At 62.2% G+C, this 18,130-nt stretch carries 17 protein-coding genes; 11 read left to right on the top strand and 6 right to left on the bottom strand.

Annotated elements, in window-relative coordinates; all coding sequences use genetic code 11:
- The first annotated feature begins 258 nt into the window (after positions 1-258).
- From ACU5AY_RS07670 to hspQ, 4 genes are all read left to right on the top strand, one after another.
- Complete coding sequence (locus tag ACU5AY_RS07670) at positions 259-597, top strand: P-II family nitrogen regulator (protein WP_007753933.1); 339 nt, start codon at positions 259-261, stop codon at positions 595-597.
- 89 nt (positions 598-686) lie between these two features.
- Complete coding sequence (gene glnA / locus ACU5AY_RS07665; RefSeq protein ID WP_446828615.1) at positions 687-2,096, top strand: type I glutamate--ammonia ligase; 1,410 nt, start codon at positions 687-689, stop codon at positions 2,094-2,096.
- Positions 2,097-2,214: 118 nt separating this feature from the next.
- Entirely contained in the window at positions 2,215-3,150 is a 936-nt protein-coding gene (locus ACU5AY_RS07660; protein WP_446828614.1) for a DMT family transporter, read from the top strand.
- Positions 3,151-3,229: 79 nt separating this feature from the next.
- Entirely contained in the window at positions 3,230-3,559 is a 330-nt protein-coding gene (hspQ, locus tag ACU5AY_RS07655) for a heat shock protein HspQ (RefSeq protein ID WP_261930081.1), read from the top strand.
- A 40-nt stretch (positions 3,560-3,599) separates the two neighbouring features.
- Here the strand turns inward: hspQ and ACU5AY_RS07650 are convergent, their stop codons facing one another.
- Positions 3,600-4,541, bottom strand: coding sequence for an acetamidase/formamidase family protein (locus ACU5AY_RS07650; protein WP_446828613.1), 942 nt, complete (start codon positions 4,539-4,541; stop codon positions 3,600-3,602).
- A 223-nt stretch (positions 4,542-4,764) separates the two neighbouring features.
- On the opposite strand from ACU5AY_RS07650, the gene ACU5AY_RS07645 reads away from it, so the two are divergent.
- Genes ACU5AY_RS07645 through ACU5AY_RS07625 form a run of 5 tightly spaced genes read left to right on the top strand, consistent with a single transcriptional unit; the run spans position 4,765 to position 10,248 of the window.
- Entirely contained in the window at positions 4,765-6,654 is a 1,890-nt protein-coding gene (locus tag ACU5AY_RS07645) for a SurA N-terminal domain-containing protein (protein ID WP_446828612.1), read from the top strand.
- A 26-nt stretch (positions 6,655-6,680) separates the two neighbouring features.
- Positions 6,681-7,697 carry an anthranilate phosphoribosyltransferase gene (trpD, locus tag ACU5AY_RS07640; RefSeq protein WP_446828611.1) on the top strand — a complete coding sequence of 339 codons (1,017 nt, stop codon included), beginning with the start codon at positions 6,681-6,683 and terminating at the stop codon, positions 7,695-7,697.
- Positions 7,698-7,713: 16 nt separating this feature from the next.
- Complete coding sequence (trpC, locus tag ACU5AY_RS07635; RefSeq protein ID WP_446828610.1) at positions 7,714-8,529, top strand: indole-3-glycerol phosphate synthase TrpC; 816 nt, start codon at positions 7,714-7,716, stop codon at positions 8,527-8,529.
- The gene (moaC, locus tag ACU5AY_RS07630) at positions 8,526-9,020 is read left to right on the top strand and encodes a cyclic pyranopterin monophosphate synthase MoaC (protein WP_446828609.1); all 495 of its coding nucleotides are present in this window, start codon (positions 8,526-8,528) and stop codon (positions 9,018-9,020) included. Before trpC ends, moaC begins: the two co-directional genes overlap by 4 nt.
- A 4-nt stretch (positions 9,021-9,024) precedes the next feature.
- Positions 9,025-10,248, top strand: a complete 1,224-nt coding sequence (locus tag ACU5AY_RS07625; RefSeq protein WP_446828608.1) for a molybdopterin molybdotransferase MoeA — start codon at positions 9,025-9,027, stop codon at positions 10,246-10,248.
- A 79-nt stretch (positions 10,249-10,327) separates the two neighbouring features.
- On the opposite strand, the gene ACU5AY_RS07620 is transcribed toward ACU5AY_RS07625, so the two are convergent.
- The 4 genes from ACU5AY_RS07620 to ACU5AY_RS07605 form a co-directional block, all read right to left on the bottom strand.
- A complete protein-coding gene (locus ACU5AY_RS07620) occupies positions 10,328-11,965 on the bottom strand; it encodes a CTP synthase (RefSeq protein WP_446828973.1) in 1,638 nt (545 codons plus the stop codon).
- A gap of 135 nt (positions 11,966-12,100) precedes the next feature.
- Positions 12,101-12,580: a preprotein translocase subunit SecG gene (gene secG, locus ACU5AY_RS07615; RefSeq protein WP_446824167.1), complete on the bottom strand. Its 480-nt coding sequence runs from the start codon at positions 12,578-12,580 to the stop codon at positions 12,101-12,103.
- A gap of 114 nt (positions 12,581-12,694) precedes the next feature.
- Entirely contained in the window at positions 12,695-13,465 is a 771-nt protein-coding gene (gene tpiA, locus ACU5AY_RS07610; RefSeq protein WP_446824166.1) for a triose-phosphate isomerase, read from the bottom strand.
- A 293-nt stretch (positions 13,466-13,758) separates the two neighbouring features.
- Positions 13,759-14,646 (bottom strand): dienelactone hydrolase family protein, encoded by an 888-nt coding sequence (locus ACU5AY_RS07605; RefSeq protein ID WP_446828607.1) that lies wholly within the window; start codon positions 14,644-14,646, stop codon positions 13,759-13,761.
- A gap of 201 nt (positions 14,647-14,847) precedes the next feature.
- On the opposite strand from ACU5AY_RS07605, the gene parE reads away from it, so the two are divergent.
- Positions 14,848-16,920, top strand: coding sequence for a DNA topoisomerase IV subunit B (gene parE, locus ACU5AY_RS07600; protein WP_446824164.1), 2,073 nt, complete (start codon positions 14,848-14,850; stop codon positions 16,918-16,920).
- An 18-nt stretch (positions 16,921-16,938) separates the two neighbouring features.
- Here the strand turns inward: parE and ACU5AY_RS07595 are convergent, their stop codons facing one another.
- Positions 16,939-17,394, bottom strand: a complete 456-nt coding sequence (locus tag ACU5AY_RS07595; protein WP_446828606.1) for a GNAT family N-acetyltransferase — start codon at positions 17,392-17,394, stop codon at positions 16,939-16,941.
- Between the two features lie 131 nt (positions 17,395-17,525).
- Between ACU5AY_RS07595 and ACU5AY_RS07590 the strand changes: the two genes are divergently transcribed.
- Positions 17,526-18,128: a hypothetical protein gene (locus ACU5AY_RS07590; protein ID WP_446828605.1), complete on the top strand. Its 603-nt coding sequence runs from the start codon at positions 17,526-17,528 to the stop codon at positions 18,126-18,128.
- Positions 18,129-18,130: the final 2 nt, after the last annotated feature.

Below are 18,130 nucleotides of genomic sequence, written 5' to 3'. Positions count from 1 at the left end.
TTGCATTCAAAAAATCGATAGCATTTTCATTCAATTAACCGCATCCTCTGGTTTCCGCATGATGTGAGAAATGGGAATGATGCCGTGCGCGGTGCGATTTCCTGCCATTCAGGCAAAAACAGGTCGTTCCGCACGCCGACCTGCTATTGCACTGACCGCAAGCGGAGATATACAAATGTCTTGGCATGCTACGTGCATCGACATGGCCGAGCGGACACGAGGTCCGCCTCCAAGGGAGAAGCGGAGAGAAATTTTCTGATGAAAAAGATCGAGGCGATCATAAAGCCGTTCAAGCTGGATGAAGTGAAAGAAGCGCTTCAGGAAGTCGGCTTGCAGGGTATCACTGTAACGGAAGCAAAGGGATTTGGACGCCAGAAGGGCCACACCGAGCTCTATCGCGGCGCTGAATACGTTGTCGATTTTCTGCCCAAGGTTAAGGTCGAAGTCGTCCTCGCCGACGAGAATGCGGATGCGGTGATCGAAGCCATCCGCAACGCGGCCCAAACCGGCCGGATCGGCGACGGCAAGATCTTCGTGTCGAACGTGGAGGAAGTGATCCGTATCCGCACCGGCGAGACCGGCGTCGACGCAATCTGATCCAGATAACGTGATCCAATAGGGCCGTCTGTTCCCGACGTGGCGGCAGGTTCATAACAATTCGGGAAAAACCAGGAAGGAAGGCCTAAATGACATCAGCGAATGATATCTTGAAGCAGATCAAGGAAAACGACGTCAAGTTCGTCGATCTGCGGTTCACCGATCCCAAGGGCAAGCTGCAGCACGTCACCATGGACGTCTCCTGCGTGGATGAGGACATGTTTGCCGACGGCGTCATGTTCGACGGCTCGTCGATCGCCGGCTGGAAGGCCATCAACGAATCCGACATGGTGCTGATGCCCGATACGGATACGGTCCACATGGATCCCTTCTTCGCCCAGTCGACCATGGTCATCATGTGCGACATTCTCGACCCGGTCTCCGGCGAGGCCTATAACCGCGATCCGCGCGGCACCGCCAAGAAGGCAGAAGCCTACCTGAAGGCGTCCGGCATCGGCGACACCGTCTTCGTCGGCCCCGAGCCCGAATTCTTCATCTTCGATGACGTCAAGTACAAGGCCGATCCCTACAACACCGGCTTCAAGCTCGATTCGTCCGAACTGCCTTCCAACGACGACACGGAATACGAGACCGGCAACCTCGGTCACCGTCCGCGCGTCAAGGGTGGCTACTTCCCGGTTCCGCCGGTCGACAGCTGCCAGGACATGCGCTCGGAAATGCTGACCGTGCTCGCCGAGATGGGCGTCGTGGTCGAAAAGCATCACCACGAAGTGGCGTCCGCCCAGCACGAGCTTGGCGTCAAGTTCGACACGCTGGTGCGCAACGCCGACAAGATCCAGATCTACAAGTACGGCGTCCATCAGGTTGCCAATGCCTATGGCAAGACGGCGACCTTCATGCCGAAGCCGATCTTCGGCGACAACGGCTCCGGCATGCACGTGCATCAGTCGATCTGGAAGGGCGGCAAGCCGACCTTCGCCGGTGACGAATATGCCGGTCTTTCCGAGACCTGCCTCTACTACATCGGCGGCATCATCAAGCATGCCAAGGCCATCAACGCCTTCACCAACCCGTCGACCAACTCCTACAAGCGTCTGGTCCCGGGTTATGAAGCTCCGGTTCTCTTGGCCTACTCGGCCCGCAACCGTTCGGCCTCCTGCCGCATCCCCTTCGGCTCCAACCCGAAGGCCAAGCGCGTCGAAGTCCGCTTCCCGGATCCCGCCGCCAACCCGTATCTCGGCTTTGCCGCGATGCTGATGGCCGGTCTCGATGGCATCAAGAACAAGATCCACCCCGGCAAGCCGATGGACAAGGATCTCTACGACCTGCCGCCGAAGGAACTGAAGAAGATCCCGACCGTCTGCGGCTCGCTGCGTGAAGCGCTGGAAAGCCTGGACAAGGACCGCAAGTTCCTGACCGCCGGCGGCGTCTTCGACGACGACCAGATCGATGCCTTCATCGAACTGAAGATGCAGGAAGTCATGCGCTTCGAAATGACCCCGCATCCGGTCGAATACGACATGTACTACTCGGTCTGATCGACCGACGGACGGCCCCGCCAGGGGCCTGAGAACGACAAGCAAGGCAGGAGCCAAACGGCTTCTGCCTTGTTTCTTTTCAAGCCTTTTCCGATCACGGTCCAATGCCAGGTCACCGATGACGCCCTTCGATCCGAACCAGAAACAGTCGCCCGGCCTTCTCGCCTGGGCCATCTTCATCGCCGTGCCGATCTTCTTTTCGAGCAACCTGATCTTCGGCCGCGGCATCATCGGCGAGATCGCGCCGTTCATCACTGCCTTCATCCGTTGGGCCGGATCGGCGCTGATCATGCTGCCCTTCATGCTTGCCGACCGGCGGGCGGCGATCGCCTTCGTGCGCGGCCATGTCGGGCTATGGCTTCTGCTCGGCGTGCTGGGCATGGGGATCTGTGGCGGCTTCGTCTACTGGTCGCTGACGAGGACGACCGCCTCCAACGCGACGCTGATCTACACGACCTCGTCGCTCTTCATCATCCTGTTCCAGTGGCTGTTTGCCGGTGGACGGATCAGCGCCCGCGAACTCGCCGGCATGGTCGTCGCCTTCTCGGGTGTCGTCGCCATCGTGCTGAAGGGCGAGCCGCAGGCCCTGCTGCACATGCAGTTCAACATCGGCGATCTCGGCATCCTCGGTGCGGCGATCTCGTTTGCGGTCTACTCGCTTCTGCTGCGTCATCCTGCGGTCCGCACCGTCAGGCCGCTCACCCTGTTCGGGCTGATTGCCATGTCCGGCGCGATCGTCCTGCTGCCGCCGGCAATCATCGAAACCCTGTCAGGCGGCAATCTGCCGGATTCGGGCAGCGACTTCCTGAAACTTGCGGGCATCATCTTCTTTGCGTCGCTGGCGGCCTTCTACTGCTTCCAGCACACCGTACACGTCTTCGGTCCGGCGGTTGCCGGTATCACCCTCTACATGATGCCGCCGATCTCCATCGTCATGGCCGTCCTGTTTCTCGGCGAGACGTTCGAGACCTATCATGCCTATGGAATCGTGCTCGTGACCGGCGGTGTCATGCTGGCAACGGCCCCCGCCGCACTTTTCAACAGGAGATCGTGACCTCACGGCCCCGTGACGTGGCAGACCCTTGATATCATGGCCTATCCAACCCAAATATTTCAGGGAAAGGATAAAGCCCATGAAGATCCAGAACGCCAAGTACAATATCGGAGATGTCGTGCGTCACCGGATATTTCCCTTCCGGGGCGTGATCTTCGACGTCGATCCCGAATTCGCCAATTCGGAAGAATGGTGGAATTCCATTCCGGCCGAAATCCGACCGCGCAAGGACCAGCCGTTCTACCACCTGCTGGCCGAAAACGACGAGTCCGAATATGTGGCCTACGTGTCCGAGCAGAACATTGTGGTCGATGACAGCGGCACGCCGCTGCGCAACCCCAATATCGCGCAGATTTTTGATCGCGAACCCTCGGGGTCGCTGAGATCGAAACTGATCATGGCACACTGACGAAAATGCGAACGGCCCGAAAATCGGGCCGTTTCGCTTTTCAGGTGAAGACAGCGCGCGGGAAGTAGAACGAGACGACCCAGTTCGGCGCATCGACGATCTCGGATATGCGCAAGTCCCCGCAAACCGAGCAGAGCATGTAGGCATCTTCCGCCGACATCCCACGGCTCATGGCCAGGAGGTCGATCATCCCCGAAACGGCATCCCGGCAGGCGGTCATCAGGTCCTGGCCAATTCCCGTTGTGACATCGTAGCCCGCACCGTCGATATGACGGGTGACCGGTCCAGCGGTCTCGAAACGCGGAAAGCGCAGCGGCTGATCCTTGATCAGGTCGACTGTGACGGTGACGGACATCGCGCTCTCGATTGCCGTTCCGCACACCTCCCCGTCACCCTGCGCCGCATGCGTATCCCCGATCGACAGCAATGCCCCCTCCACTTCCACCGGCAGGTAGAGAACGGAACCGGCCGACAGGTCGCGGATATCCATGTTGCCGCCGACCCGGCGCGGTGGGATGACGGAATGGGTGCCGGGCTCCGCGGGTGCAACGCCGATCGTGCCGGTGAACGGCTTCAACGGAACTCGGGCATGGCCACCAAACATGGCGGGCGTCTTGAGGTCCCGCTCGTAGGACCAGAGATTGAGGCGAGCATCCTTAAACTGGTCCGCCAGCAGTCCGAATCCCGGAATGATCGCCGTCCAGCCGAAACCGCCCGGCGCGAAGCTGTCGAGCGTAATCTTCAGCACATCCCCGGGATTCGCGCCGTCGACGAAAATCGGGCCGGTCACCGGGTTGATCGTCGCGGGATCCTGCCCGCCGACATCCGCCGAGGTGCTCTCGGCCGTGTAATAGCCGCCGGATGCATCCTTGCACTCGAATGTCAGTGTCTGGCCCGGTTCTGCCGTGTAGGCCGGCGGAAAAGCATTGTTCCAACCGCAATGGCAGTTCCGGCTGTGAATCGTGTAAGACGGACAGGTCATGGGGTCTCCTTTCCCGATCATTTAGGCCACAACGGCGACACCTGTCCAACGGGTCCATGCAGACGGCGTTAAGAGCGTGCCCGAATGTCGGTCGCGCTGCCCTTTTTTCACCGCTCGCCGCCTTCAATTCCGCTGCGCTTTGCTTTAAGGAACGTTCACAAAAATGTTTCCTGCGCCCGAAAAAACAAACGGGCGCAGCATCGTATGACGAGGAAGACACCGGATGTTCCAGATACTGAGACGCGCGTCGCAGACATGGGTGGCGAAACTGCTGATGATCGTTCTGGTGGGCTCCTTCGGCATATGGGGCGTTTCGGCATCATTGCTCGCGCCTGCGGGCAACACCGTTATCACCGTTGGCGATCAGAAGGTGTCGGTCACCGACCTGCACTTCGCGTTCCAGCGGCAGATGGCGGCGCTCAGCCAGCAGTTCGGCACACAGCTGACGCTGGAGCAGGCCAAGGCCTTCGGCGTCGACCGTCAGGTCTATGCGCAGCTTTCGGCGGGCGCCGCCCTCGACCAGCTGGCCGACGACATGAATCTCGGCCTGTCGCAGGACCGGCTCGCCCGTCTGATCGCCGAAGATCCGGCCTTCAAGTCCCTGAATGGCGCCTTTGATCGCCAGCAGTTCACCGCTCTCTTGCGTAACGCCGGCATCCGCGAACAGGACTATATCGCCGAGCGTAGCAATGTCGCCGTGCGCAGCCAGATCATCGACGCTGTCGGCAGCGGCTTCACCGCCCCGCCGGTGTTGATCGATGCGCTGAAGCAGTACCGTTACGAGACCCGCTCGGTCGACTACCTGCTCCTGACCGACGCCAATATCGATCCGGTCCAGGCGCCTTCGGACGAAGTGCTGCAGAAGTGGTTCGACACGGTCAAGGCGCGCTACCATGCGCCGGAGTTCCGCAAGATCGCCTATGTGAAGCTCGAGCCTTCCGATATCGCCGATCCGACCGCCGTTACCGACGATGCGGTCAAGCAGGACTACGAGGAGCACAAGGACCGCTACACGACTGCCGAGACCCGGACGATCGAGCAGCTGACCTTTGCCGACGAGGCCAAGGCAGACGCGGCGCTCAAGGAACTGCAGGCCGGCAAGAGCTTTGACGATCTCGCCAAGGAACAAGGCAAGACCGAAAGCGACGTCACGCTCGGCACCTTCACCAAGGCCCGCGTTCCGGATGCCGCAATCGCCGATGCCGCTTTCGCCATCGAGACCGACGGCGCGACTTCGGGCGTCGTCAAGGGTGCCTTCGGACCGGTCATCCTGCGCGTCAAGGACATCAAGCCGGCCGTGACCAAGACGCTCGACGAGGTCAAGGATCAGGTCCGCAAGGATCTGGCGCTGAACAACGCGCTCGATGAAATCCAGTCCGTTCACGACCGGTACGAAGACCTGCGCGGCGGCGGCTCCTCGCTCACCGACGCGGCGAAGGAACTGGGCCTGAAGGTTGTCACCATCGACGCGATTGATGCCGACGGCAATGGTCCGGACGGCAAGCCGGTCGCCGATGTGCCGACCGGCAGGGACCTGGTCTCCGAAGCCTTCCAGACCGATGTCGGCGTGGAAAACCTGCCGCTCAACATCGGCCGCAACGGCTATCTCTGGTACGAGGTCGTGGACATCACTCCGGACCGCGACCGCACGCTCGACGAGGTGAAGGCCCAGGCGACGCAGGACTGGACTGCCGAACAGCAGAAGGAAGCACTGGGCGCCCTCGCCGAGAAGCTGAAGCTGCGCGTCGAGAAGGGTGAGACGCTGCAGGCGATCGCTGACGAGCTGAAGATCGCCGTCGAGCAGAAGAGCGGCCTGACCCGTCACTCCAACGATCCGATCATCGGCTCCGCGGCCATCCAGGAAGCCTTTTCCGGCCCGGTCGGGACCGTGGCGACCGGCGCGACCAGCGACGGGAGCAATCAGGTTCTCCTGAAGGTTACGGCGGATGATCCGAAGCCGGCAACGACCGCGCTCGACAACCAGGACCAGACGATCGACCAGATGGCCAAGGCCGCCGGCGACGACATCCTGGACGAAATGGTGAGCGAACTGCAGGCGAAGTACGGCGTATCGATCAATCAGCAGCTCGCCGAACAGGCGCTGGTCCGGTAAACCGGAACGAGGGGAGCTACCAGGCGATGGCAGAACTCAAACCTTTTATCGCCAAGGCGGCCGCCGGCGAGGCCCTGAACCGCGAGGAAGCGCGCCAGGCCTTCGACATCCTGATGTCGGGTGAGGCAACGCCCTCGCAGATCGGCGGCTTCCTGATGGCGCTCCGCGTGCGCGGCGAGACGATCGACGAGATTGTCGGCGCGGTCACCACCATGCGTTCCAAGATGCTGACGGTCGAAGCGCCCGCAAATGCCGTCGACATCGTCGGCACAGGCGGCGACGGAACGGGCACCTACAACATCTCGACGCTCGCCGCGATCATCACGGCGGGTGCCGGCGTGCCCGTCGCCAAGCACGGCAACAAGGCGTTGAGCTCCAAGTCCGGCGCCGCTGACAGTCTATCGGCGCTGGGCGTGAAGCTCGACATCGGCCCCGACGCCATTGCCCGCTGCATCGCCGAAGCGGGCATCGGCTTCATGTTTGCCCAGATGCATCATTCCGCCATGCGCTATGTCGGCCCGACCCGGGTCGAGCTCGGCACGCGCACGATCTTCAACCTTCTCGGCCCCCTCTCCAACCCGGCCGGCGTCAAGCACCAGCTGCTCGGCGTCTTTGCCCGGCAATGGCTGCGCCCGTTGACGGAATCGCTCAAGGACATGGGCTCGACGACGGTATGGACGGTGTTCGGCGATGGCATGGATGAAATCACCACCACCGGCGTGACCAATGTTGTGGCGCTCGAGGATGGCAAGATCCGCGAATTCGAACTGACGCCGAAGGATTTCGGCGTCGAAACCGCCACGCTTGCCGACCTCAAGGGCGGCGACGGCGTCGCCAACGCCAAGGCGCTGCGCGAGGTGCTGATGGGCAAGAAGAACGCCTATCGCGATGTCGCGCTTTGCAATGCGGCGGCAGCGCTGATCGTGGCCGGCAAGGGCGAGACGATCGCCGACGCGATGAAGATCGCCACGCACTCGCTCGAGGACGGCGGTGCGTCTTCCGCACTGGAAAAGCTCGTCGCCGTTTCCAACAGCGGCGAATGAGGATAGGTTAAAGTTCATGACCGACATTCTGCGCAAGATCGAAGCTTACAAGCGCGAAGAGATCGCCGCTGCGAAATCGGCCGTGCCGCTCGCCGAACTGAAGGCGATGGCCGCCGACCAGGCTCCGCCACGCGGCTTCTATAAGGCGCTCGAAGCCCGCAGGCAGGACGGCTCCTTCGGCCTGACCGCCGAGATCAAGAAGGCGAGCCCGTCGAAAGGGCTGATCCGTCCGGATTTCGATCCCCCCGCGCTCGCCAGGGCCTACGAAGAGGGCGGCGCTGCCTGCCTGTCCGTTCTGACCGACACACCAAGTTTCCAGGGGGCGCCCGAATTCCTGACCAAGGCGCGGGATGCCTGCGGCCTTCCGGCGCTGCGCAAGGATTTCATGTTCGAGACCTATCAGGTGCACGAAGCCCGCGCCTGGGGGGCTGACTGCATTCTCCTGATCATGGCATCGCTTTCCGATGACGATGCAAGGCGTTTGGAAGACGAGGCCCTTGGCCTCGGGATGGACGTCCTCATCGAGGTCCACGATGCACCCGAGATGGAAAGAGCCCTCAAGCTCACCTCGCCGCTCGTCGGCATCAACAACCGCAATCTGCGCACCTTCGAGGTCAGCCTCGCCGTCAGCGAGGCACTGGCGCCCATGGTGCCGGCGGACCGCCTGCTGGTCGGCGAAAGCGGCATCTTCACCCATGCCGACTGCGAACGGCTGAAGGCGGCCGGCATCTCGACCTTCCTCGTCGGCGAAAGCCTGATGCGGCAGGACGATGTCACCGCCGCGACCCGCCAACTGCTGACCGGTGCGTCCGGCGCGATGGCTGCCGAATGACGACCGGGAAAGCCAGCCTCACCCATATCGGCGCGTCCGGCGAAGCGCACATGGTCGACGTCGGCGACAAGACCGAGACCGAGCGCGTTGCGGTTGCTGAAGGTTATGTCCGCATGCGTGCGGAAACGCTCAAGCTGATCGCCGAGGGCAACGCCAAGAAGGGCGACGTGATCGGCACGGCGCGCATTGCCGGCATCATGGCCGCCAAGCAGACCGCCAACCTCATTCCGCTCTGTCATCCGCTGATGCTCACCAAGGTGACGGTCGACATCACGGAAGACGCCACCCTGCCCGGCCTTCGGGTTTCGGCCACCGCAAAGCTCACCGGCAAGACCGGCGTCGAGATGGAAGCGCTGACGGCGGTCTCCGTGACCTGCCTGACGATCTACGACATGGCAAAGGCCGCGGACAAGGAAATGGAAATCAGCGGCATCCGGCTGATGGAGAAAACGGGCGGCAAGTCCGGTCATTTCCGCAACACGAAGGCCTGAAGCCATGAGCCTGCTGCCGGTCGAAGATGCCCTTGAGCGGCTGCTGAGAGCGGCCAACCCCGTCACCGCCACCGAAGAGCTACCGCTCGCCATGGCCGGCGACCGTGTTCTCGCCACCGATCTCGCAGCCCGTCTCACCCAGCCGCCGTTCGACGCCTCCGCAATGGACGGTTATGCGATACGGGCCAAGGACATCGCGTCCATCGGCGCGGAACTCTCCGTCATCGGGACATCCTCTGCCGGCCATGGTTTCGATGGCGACATCGGCAGGAACGAAGCCGTCCGCATCTTCACCGGCGCGCCGGTGCCTGTCGGCGCGGACACGGTGCTGATCCAGGAAGACACCGAAATCGCCGGAGAAGGCCGCTTCCGTGCGAACTTTCTGCCCGAGACGGGACGGCATATCCGTCCCCGCGGCCAGGATTTCGCCGAGGGTGAGGTCGTGCTTTCGGCAGGGACTGCGCTCGACTTCACCAAGCTGACCGTCGCCGCAGCGATGAACCATGCATCGGTTGCGGTCTTCCGTAAGCCGCTGGTTGCCGTCCTTGCCACCGGCGATGAGCTCCTGCAGCCCGGCTCCCGGCCCGGCCCGAGCCAGATCATCGCCTCGAACACCTTCGGCATCGGAGCGCTGTTGCGCAAGGCCGGCGCGGATATCCTTGATCTCGGCATCGCCCCGGACGACGAGGAGGCGATCGCCGCCGCCATCCGTAAGGCGCAGGCTGCCAATGCGGACGTCCTGGTGGCGCTCGGCGGCGCCTCGGTCGGCGATCACGATCTTGTCCAGAAGACCTTGAAGAATTGCGGCATGGAACTGGACTTCTGGAAGATCGCCATGCGTCCCGGCAAGCCGCTGATGGTTGGAAGGCTCGATGGCATGCAGGTGCTGGGTCTTCCCGGCAACCCCGCCTCCAGCCTCGTCTGCGCCCTGCTCTTTGCCGAACCGTTGATCAGAAAGCTCGCACACCTGCCGCCGGTCAACCGCAAGGCAACAGTCCTCTCGGCAAGCTCCCTGCCCGCCAACGGACAGCGCCAGAACTACATGCGCGCGCGGCTCATCAAGGACAGCTCCGGCCATCAGCTGGCCGAGCCTTTCGGCAAGCAGGATTCGTCCATGATGAAGGTGTTCGCGCAGGCCGATTGCCTGATCGTCCGGCCGCCGCATGCGCCGGAACTGCCGGCCGCGGCCCCCTGCCCGGTCATCCTCCTGAGGCCTGAGATCGTTTGAACCCGACATTGTCCAAAAATGAAAAACCCGGCCTTTGAGCCGGGTTTTCTGATGTCATTGCGTCTTGGCGACTTTCGCGTCAGACCAGACGGCTCTGTTCCAGCGCTGCCTCGACGAAGCTTGCAAAGAGCGGATGCGGCTCCAGCGGACGGCTCTTTAGTTCCGGATGGTACTGGACGCCGATGAACCACGGATGATCCGGATACTCCACCGTTTCCGGCAGCAGGCCGTCCGGCGACATGCCGGCGAACTCCAGGCCGCAGCTTTCGAGCCTCTCCTTGTACTCGGCATTAACTTCGTAGCGGTGGCGGTGGCGCTCGGAAATTTCAGTCGAGCCGTAGATGTCGGCAATCTTGGAGCCCTTCTTGAGCGCCGCGCGATAGGCGCCAAGGCGCATCGTGCCGCCGAGATCGCCGGATGACGAACGCTTCTCCAGCTGGTTGCCGCGCATCCACTCGGTCATCAGGCCGACCAGCGGCTCGGACGTCGGGCCGAATTCGGTCGACGATGCCTTCTCGATGCCGGCCAGATGACGAGCCGCCTCGATGACGGCCATCTGCATGCCGAAGCAGATGCCGAAATACGGCACCTTGCGCTCGCGGGCGAACTTTGCCGCCTGGATCTTGCCTTCCGATCCGCGCTCGCCGAAGCCGCCGGGGACGAGAATGCCGTGCACCTTTTCAAGATAGGGCGCCGGATCTTTTTCCTCGAAGATCGAGGATTCGATCCACTCGATATTGACCTTCACCTGGTTGGCGATGCCGCCGTGGTGAAGCGCTTCGATCAGCGACTTGTAGGCGTCCTTGAGCTCGGTGTACTTGCCGACGACGGCAATTGTGACTTCGCCTTCCGGATTGTGGATGCGGTCGGCAACCTGTTCCCAGGCCGCCATGCGCGGCTTCGGCGCCGGTTCGATCCCGAAAGCCGCTAGTACCTCGTTGTCGAGGCCTTCCTTGTGATAGGCCATCGGCACGTCATAGATGTTGGCGACGTCGAGCGCCTGGATGACCGCCGACGGGCGAACGTTGCAGAACAGAGAAAGCTTGCGGCGTTCCGCCTCGGGGATTTCCCGGTCGGCACGCACCAGCAGGATATCCGGATGGATGCCCAGCGCCTGCAGTTCCTTGACCGAATGCTGCGTCGGCTTGGTCTTCAGCTCACCTGCCGCCGGGATATACGGCATGAGGGTCAGGTGGACGTAGACGGCTGTGCCGCGCGGCAGGTCGTTGCCGAGCTGGCGGATCGCTTCCATGAACGGCATCGCCTCGATGTCGCCCACAGTGCCGCCAATTTCGCAGAGGACGAAATCATAGTCGTCATTGCCCTCGAGAACGAAGTCCTTGATCTCGTTCGTCACGTGGGGAATGACCTGCACCGTCGCGCCGAGATAGTCGCCGCGACGTTCCTTGTCGATGATGTTCTTGTAGATGCGACCCGTGGTGATGTTGTCGGTCTTGGTCGCCGAACGGCCAGTAAAGCGTTCATAGTGACCGAGATCGAGGTCCGTCTCCGCGCCGTCGTCGGTCACGAACACTTCCCCGTGCTGGGTCGGGCTCATCGTGCCGGGATCGACATTGAGATAGGGGTCTAGTTTGCGAAGCCGGACTCTGTAGCCACGGGCCTGCAGGAGTGCTCCAAGAGCTGCGGCCGCAATTCCCTTACCAAGGGAGGAAACCACGCCGCCGGTGATGAATACATATCGCGCCATGGGATTCACCGGATACCGTTTCAAAACTGATTCCGCTAGCCCCTAAATTCCGCTTCCCGAAATTTTAGGTGGACAAGCAAAATACGCACAAAAGAAAACCGGCAGGTCATTGACCTGCCGGAGAGTGATGCTGGTGACTGGCCCTTACTGACCGGTCGGGACGCCCGAATTATCGGCCGGAGGGGTCTGTGTCGGGGCCGTCGAGCCCTGAGCCGGGGTTTCCGCGCCCGCAGCCGGAGCTGTGGTCGACGGAGCCGTCGTGGTCGGAGCTTGCGTCGTGCCATTCGCGGCAGGCGTCTGGCTGTTGACCGAGCCGCCAAGCTTGTCGAGAACGCCGGCGCCGCTACCGGTGCCGTCGGTCGACGTCGACTGCGGAATGCGGTCGAGAATGTCGGTCGGATCGCCCTGATAGCGGGCAAGGATGCTCATGCCGAGCGACGTGATGAAGAACAGCGTCGCCAGGATGGCGGTCGTGCGGGTCAGCGCATTGGCCGTGCCGCGGGCCGACATGAAGCCGGAGCCCCCACCGATGCCGAGGCCGCCGCCTTCGGAACGCTGGATAAGCACCAGCCCGACCAGCGCGAGCACGATCATCAGATGGATTACGATAAGAACAGTCTGCATGATTTTCCGGTCCTGCCCGCGAATGGTCGCGGGCATACGAAATGATTGGATTGCGGCTCTTTACATGAGCCGCGCTCGCATTCCAAGCCCTTTGACGCGGTCTATTGCCGCATTTCAGGCGGTAAGCTCTTCATAGACCGACCATATGGCGAGGAAGTCGCTCGCTTTCAAGCTGGCGCCGCCAATGAGTGCGCCGTCGACATTGGCGACTCCCATCAGTTCCTTGGCATTGCCCGGCTTGACCGAGCCGCCATAGAGGATGCGCATCGACAGGCCCTCCGCGCCAAAACGCGCTGTCAGTTCTGCCCGCATGAAGGCATGCGCCTCGGCGACGTCGTCGAGCGTCGGCGTCAGGCCGCTGCCGATCGCCCAGACTGGTTCGTATGCGATCACGGTATTTTCTGCCGTGGCGTTGTCCGGCACGGACCCGGAAAGCTGACGCTTGAGGATATCGAGCGTCTGGCCGGCTTCGCGTTCCGCCTGCGTTTCGCCGATGCAGATGATCGCCGTCAGGCCGGCACCATAGGCCGCCTCTGCCTTGGCGCAGACGAGGTGATCGGTTTCGGCATGGTCGGTGCGGCGTTCGGAATGACCGACGATGGCATGGGTGCCGAAGCAGTCCGCGACCATCTCGGCGGAAATGTCGCCGGTATGTGCCCCCGACACGTTCTGGTGGCAATCCTGCGATCCGATCGCCAGCGGACTGTCGGTCGCCAGTGACGTCGCAACGTAAAGCAGGGTCGCAGGCGGGCAGATCAGGCTGTCGACCTTCTCCGACAGCGGCTTGTTCACACCGGCTGCGATCGCCTTGATCTGGTCAAGCGACGCGCGCGTTCCGTTCATCTTCCAGTTACCCGCAACAAGCGGTCGGACATTCGGGGTCATCCGCAAATACCATCCTTAAATTTGTGGGGCAGTAACAACATGATGCCAGGACAGGCGTTGGTGCCATTGATGAGGTTGGTCGTAAGGCGCCTGTTTGCTGGTAGACGAGAGGCTCCGCCCTTTCCTCATCGCCAATCGGAAAAAGGCCTCCGTCCCGGCCTTGATCCACCATCTGTGTTCTTAAAGGAGCATGCCCGGATTGCAAAGCAGCGGAGGCCTGTTTGCATTCAATTTTTCGCCAATTTTGGCGATTTCTTCCGCAATCGGCTACCTGAGCGGGAAAATAACGTCAGTCACTGCGCGGTGACGATCCAGTTCAGCATCCGTTTCCAGTCGCTCATGCGCACCGGCGTGCCGTGCGAGCCGCTGTTGAACAGGTCGAAGCGGGTCGGATATCCCTTGCCGTGCAGCGTCTCGTAGAGCGCCACCTGATCCTTCGCCGCATAGACCGGATCATTGCCGCCATGGGTAAAATAGATCGGCAATTTCGCCTTGTAGGCGGCGCTCTTGGTGAAATCGGGATCGGTCGCGCCGCCGAGAATGGCCATCCCCTTGAGTTCGGCGACCGCCGCCGGCTCCTTGGCCACCGCCCAGCAGAGGAAGCTGCCCATGGACGCACAGCTGAGGATCACCGGAGTGCCGGGTGCGCGCCGGCTGGCATAGTCGATCAGCGCCGTGACGCGATCGACGCCGGATTGATCGAACACCGGAATGCTGGGCGCGTAGTAGGTGCCGCCGTTTCGGTCAGCAAGGTTCTTCAGCCGGTTGAAATTGCCGCCGAAGGAATTGTCGTTCATCCCGAGCCGCCGGTCTCCACCGCGTCCGTGAATGAAGATCACCGTGAACCGTTGGCCGCCATCCGGCCCCACCCGCCCGACATCGAGCTTCAGTCCGCCAATGTCGAGCGTCTCCATCACCTGCTTGCGCCGGACGCCGAGAGACTGGTATTCGGACTTCACATAACGTTCGGGAATGCGGTCGCGGCCGTTGATGTCGCGCATCTCCTGGTAGTCGATCACGCGGAAATTGCCATTGTCGCGGCTTTCGAGCACCGTCTGGTCGGAAAAGAGCTTGTCCTTGTAGGGGCCGACAAGATCCCCGGCCACAGCACTTTCGGCAGAGAGCGCCAGGAAGACGGCCAAGCCGGTGCGTAGAATGAAATGAACTGTGGACATCGGCATGCAGTCGCGCTCCCCACCCCTTATTGCCTTGCCATCGGGTCCGCGCGAAAGCAAACCTGAAACGAAAAATGTGCCGGGAATCGCGCGCATCCGCGCTTTCTGGCAGAATTGAGTTGATTCGCATCCGAGTTGCAAAATGCGACTGAAATATGGGATGCGGATGCTTCTCTCACAGATTGAGCCTGGAATTCGAACGGTCATATGGACGATAGCAACGATCTCTTTTCGACCCTCGCAACCGGAACACCGGCCAGAAGCGACGAGGCAACCCCGCCTGCCCCCAAGGCAGCGGAAGTGAAGCCGCGACCTGCACCGGCCGCGCCACCCGCACCGGTGACTGCCTCCTCCGACAACTACGACGCCTCCGCCATCCGCGTACTGGAGGGCCTTGAGCCTGTCCGCATGCGGCCGGGCATGTATATCGGCGGGACGGACGAAAAGGCGCTGCACCATCTCTTCGCCGAAGTCATCGACAACTCGATGGACGAAGCCGTCGCCGGACATGCCAACTTCATCGAGGTCCATCTCGATACGGAAGGCTTCCTGACGGTGACCGACAACGGCCGCGGCATTCCGGTCGAAAACCATCCGCAGGTGCCTGGCAAGTCGACGCTCGAAGTCATCCTCACCAAGCTGCACGCCGGCGGCAAGTTCGACGGCAAGGCCTACGAGACCTCCGGCGGTCTGCACGGCGTCGGCGTCTCGGTCGTCAACGCGCTGTCCGACAGTCTCGAGGTCGAGGTCGCCCGCAACCGCCGCCTCTACCGGCAGTGCTTCTCGCGCGGCATTCCGCTTGGCGGCATCGAGGATCTGGGCGACATCCACAATCGCCGCGGAACGCGTGTCCGCTTCCATCCCGATCCCGAGATCTTCGGCCCCGCCGCCCGCTTCGATCCCGGTCGGATCTTCCGGATGGCCCGCTCGAAGGCCTATCTCTTCGGCGGCGTGGAAATCCGCTGGGCCTGCGATCCCGGCGTCCTGCCCGAAGGTTCGGACATCCCCGACAAGGCGGTGTTCCACTTCCCCGACGGGCTGAAAGACTATCTGAAGGCGACGCTTGGCAAAGACTTCACCGTCACGCGCGAAATCTTCGCCGGCAAAACGGAGAAGACCGGCGGCCACGGCGCGGTCGAATGGGCAGTCACCTGGTACGGCGGCGACGCGCAGCTTCACTCCTACTGCAATACCATCCCCACGCCCGAAGGCGGCACACATGAGGCCGGCCTGCGCATGGCGCTGCTGCGCGGCCTGAAGAACTACGCGGAACTGACGCAGAACAAGCGGGCAGCCCAGATCACCACGGACGACGTGATGATCTCGGCCGTCGGCATGCTGTCGGTCTTCATCCGCGAGCCGGAATTCGTCGGCCAGACGAAGGACAGGCTTGCGACGATCGAAGCGCAGCGCATTGTCGAGAACGTCCTGCGCGATCCCTTCGACCACTTCCTGACCGACAACCCGGCAGAAGCAGAGAAGCTGCTCGACTGGGTGATCGAACGCGCCGAGGAACGCCTTCGCCGCCGCAAGGAGCGCGAGGTCAATCGCAAGACGGCGGTCCGCAAGCTGCGCCTGCCGGGCAAGCTCGCCGATTGCTCGCAGAACGTCGCCCAGGGCGCCGAACTGTTCATCGTCGAAGGCGATTCGGCCGGCGGTTCCGCCAAGCAGGCGCGCAATCGCGCCAATCAGGCCATCCTGCCGTTGCGCGGCAAGATCCTCAACGTCGCCAGCGCCGGCCGCGAAAAGCTGACGGCCAACCAGCAGCTGGCCGACCTCATCCAGGCGCTTGGCTGCGGCACGCGGTCGAAATACCGCGAGGAGGACCTCCGCTACGAACGCATCATCGTCATGACCGATGCCGACGTCGACGGTGCGCACATCGCTTCGCTGCTGATCACCTTCTTCTATCAGGAGATGCCCGACCTCATCCGTCAGGGCCATCTCTTCCTTGCCGTACCGCCGCTCTACCGGCTGTCGCAGGGCGGCAAGACGCTCTACGCCCGCGACGACGCGCACCGGGCGGAACTGATGGAAACGGTGTTCAAGGGCAAGAAGGTCGAAATCGGCCGATTCAAGGGTCTCGGCGAAATGCTGCCGGCGCAGCTCAAGGAAACCACCATGGATCCGGGCAAGCGCACGCTGCTCCGCGTCGATATCGACCAGGTGGATTTCGAAGGCACGCGCGATGCGGTCGACAGCCTGATGGGCACCAAGCCCGAGGCGCGTTTCCGCTTCATCCAGGACCGCGCAGAGTTTGCCGACAATCTGGATATCTGATCCGGCACAGCACGGGCCTCAGGACAGCCGCTTCTCCATGAACAGGCTGAGCGGATCGGGACGATAGTCCGCAAAAGGCTCGATCTCCACATAGCCGAAGCGACGGTAGAGCCCGATCGCTTCTGGCTGGTGGATGCCGGTTTCCAGCCTCAGAACCGCCAGACCCGCCTCCATGGCCAGCCGCTCGATCGTTTCCAGCAAGCGCGCGCCGATCTTCAATCCGCGCGCCTGCGGGTCGACGAACATCCGCTTGATCTCCCCGTAGCCGTCATGGGCGACATACGACCCGCATCCGAGCACCTTTCCGTCACCTCGCGCCACGAGAAAGCTGACCTCCGGCCGCTCCAGCGTCTCGATGTCAAGAAGATGATTGCTTTCCGGCGGATAGAGAGACGCCATGTATTCGTCCGAAAGCGCGATCAGGCGCAGGATTTCCGGCTGGCGCGGCGTTTCTGTTGCAATAGATATCCGCAAGATGTCGCTCCCGCTTGTTGGTCGGCCGACTGAGATGATTCCAAATTTTACATTACCCGCCTTGGTTTTGCGGCAATGTCTCCCCTATAAGCAATAGCAACACGGCAACCGAAGAAAAAAGGTCGGCAGTCATGCAACCTGCAGCATTGGTGATCATGACCATCCTTGGATGTGACGACACCGCTACCAAGTGCAATTTCATCGCGACGGCGAACCAGCAATGGACGACCGTCGCCGCCTGCGATCAGGATACGGCCAATGTCCTCGACGGCTATTCCGATGCTGAATTTCCGATGGTGATCGCCGTTTGCCAGGCGGACGAGCCCGGCTCCATGCAGGCAGCCGCCGCCGCGGCCAAGGCCAGTTCCGAGGCAACTCCGGCCGCCACGCCTGAGAAGCCTGCCGCCCCGGAGGTCAAGCCCAAACAGCAGGCCAAGACCACGCTGCCGGCAAAGGTCCCTGTGCCGACGCCGGCGCCGGCCACGCAGAGCGAACAACCGACAGGCAATGGCCTCCAGGCGAGCGCCGAGCCTCCGGCGGCCCCTGCCCCGGTCGTCGTGCCCATGCCGCCCGAGGAGGAAGATCCCGGCTTCGCCGCCCGCGCGATGACGCGAATCAAGAAAATTCTGCCGACCGGCAAGGATTTCAAGAAGATCGTCGAAGCGCCCGTCCATGTCGTGACCGACAGCTATTCCTGGGTCGCGCGCAAGGTCACAAAGAACGACAATCCATAACG

The organism is Rhizobium sp. PAMB 3174 (assembly GCF_052908375.1).
Note: the sequence above shows the minus strand (reverse complement) of the source record. Positions and strands in the feature narration are given on the sequence as shown.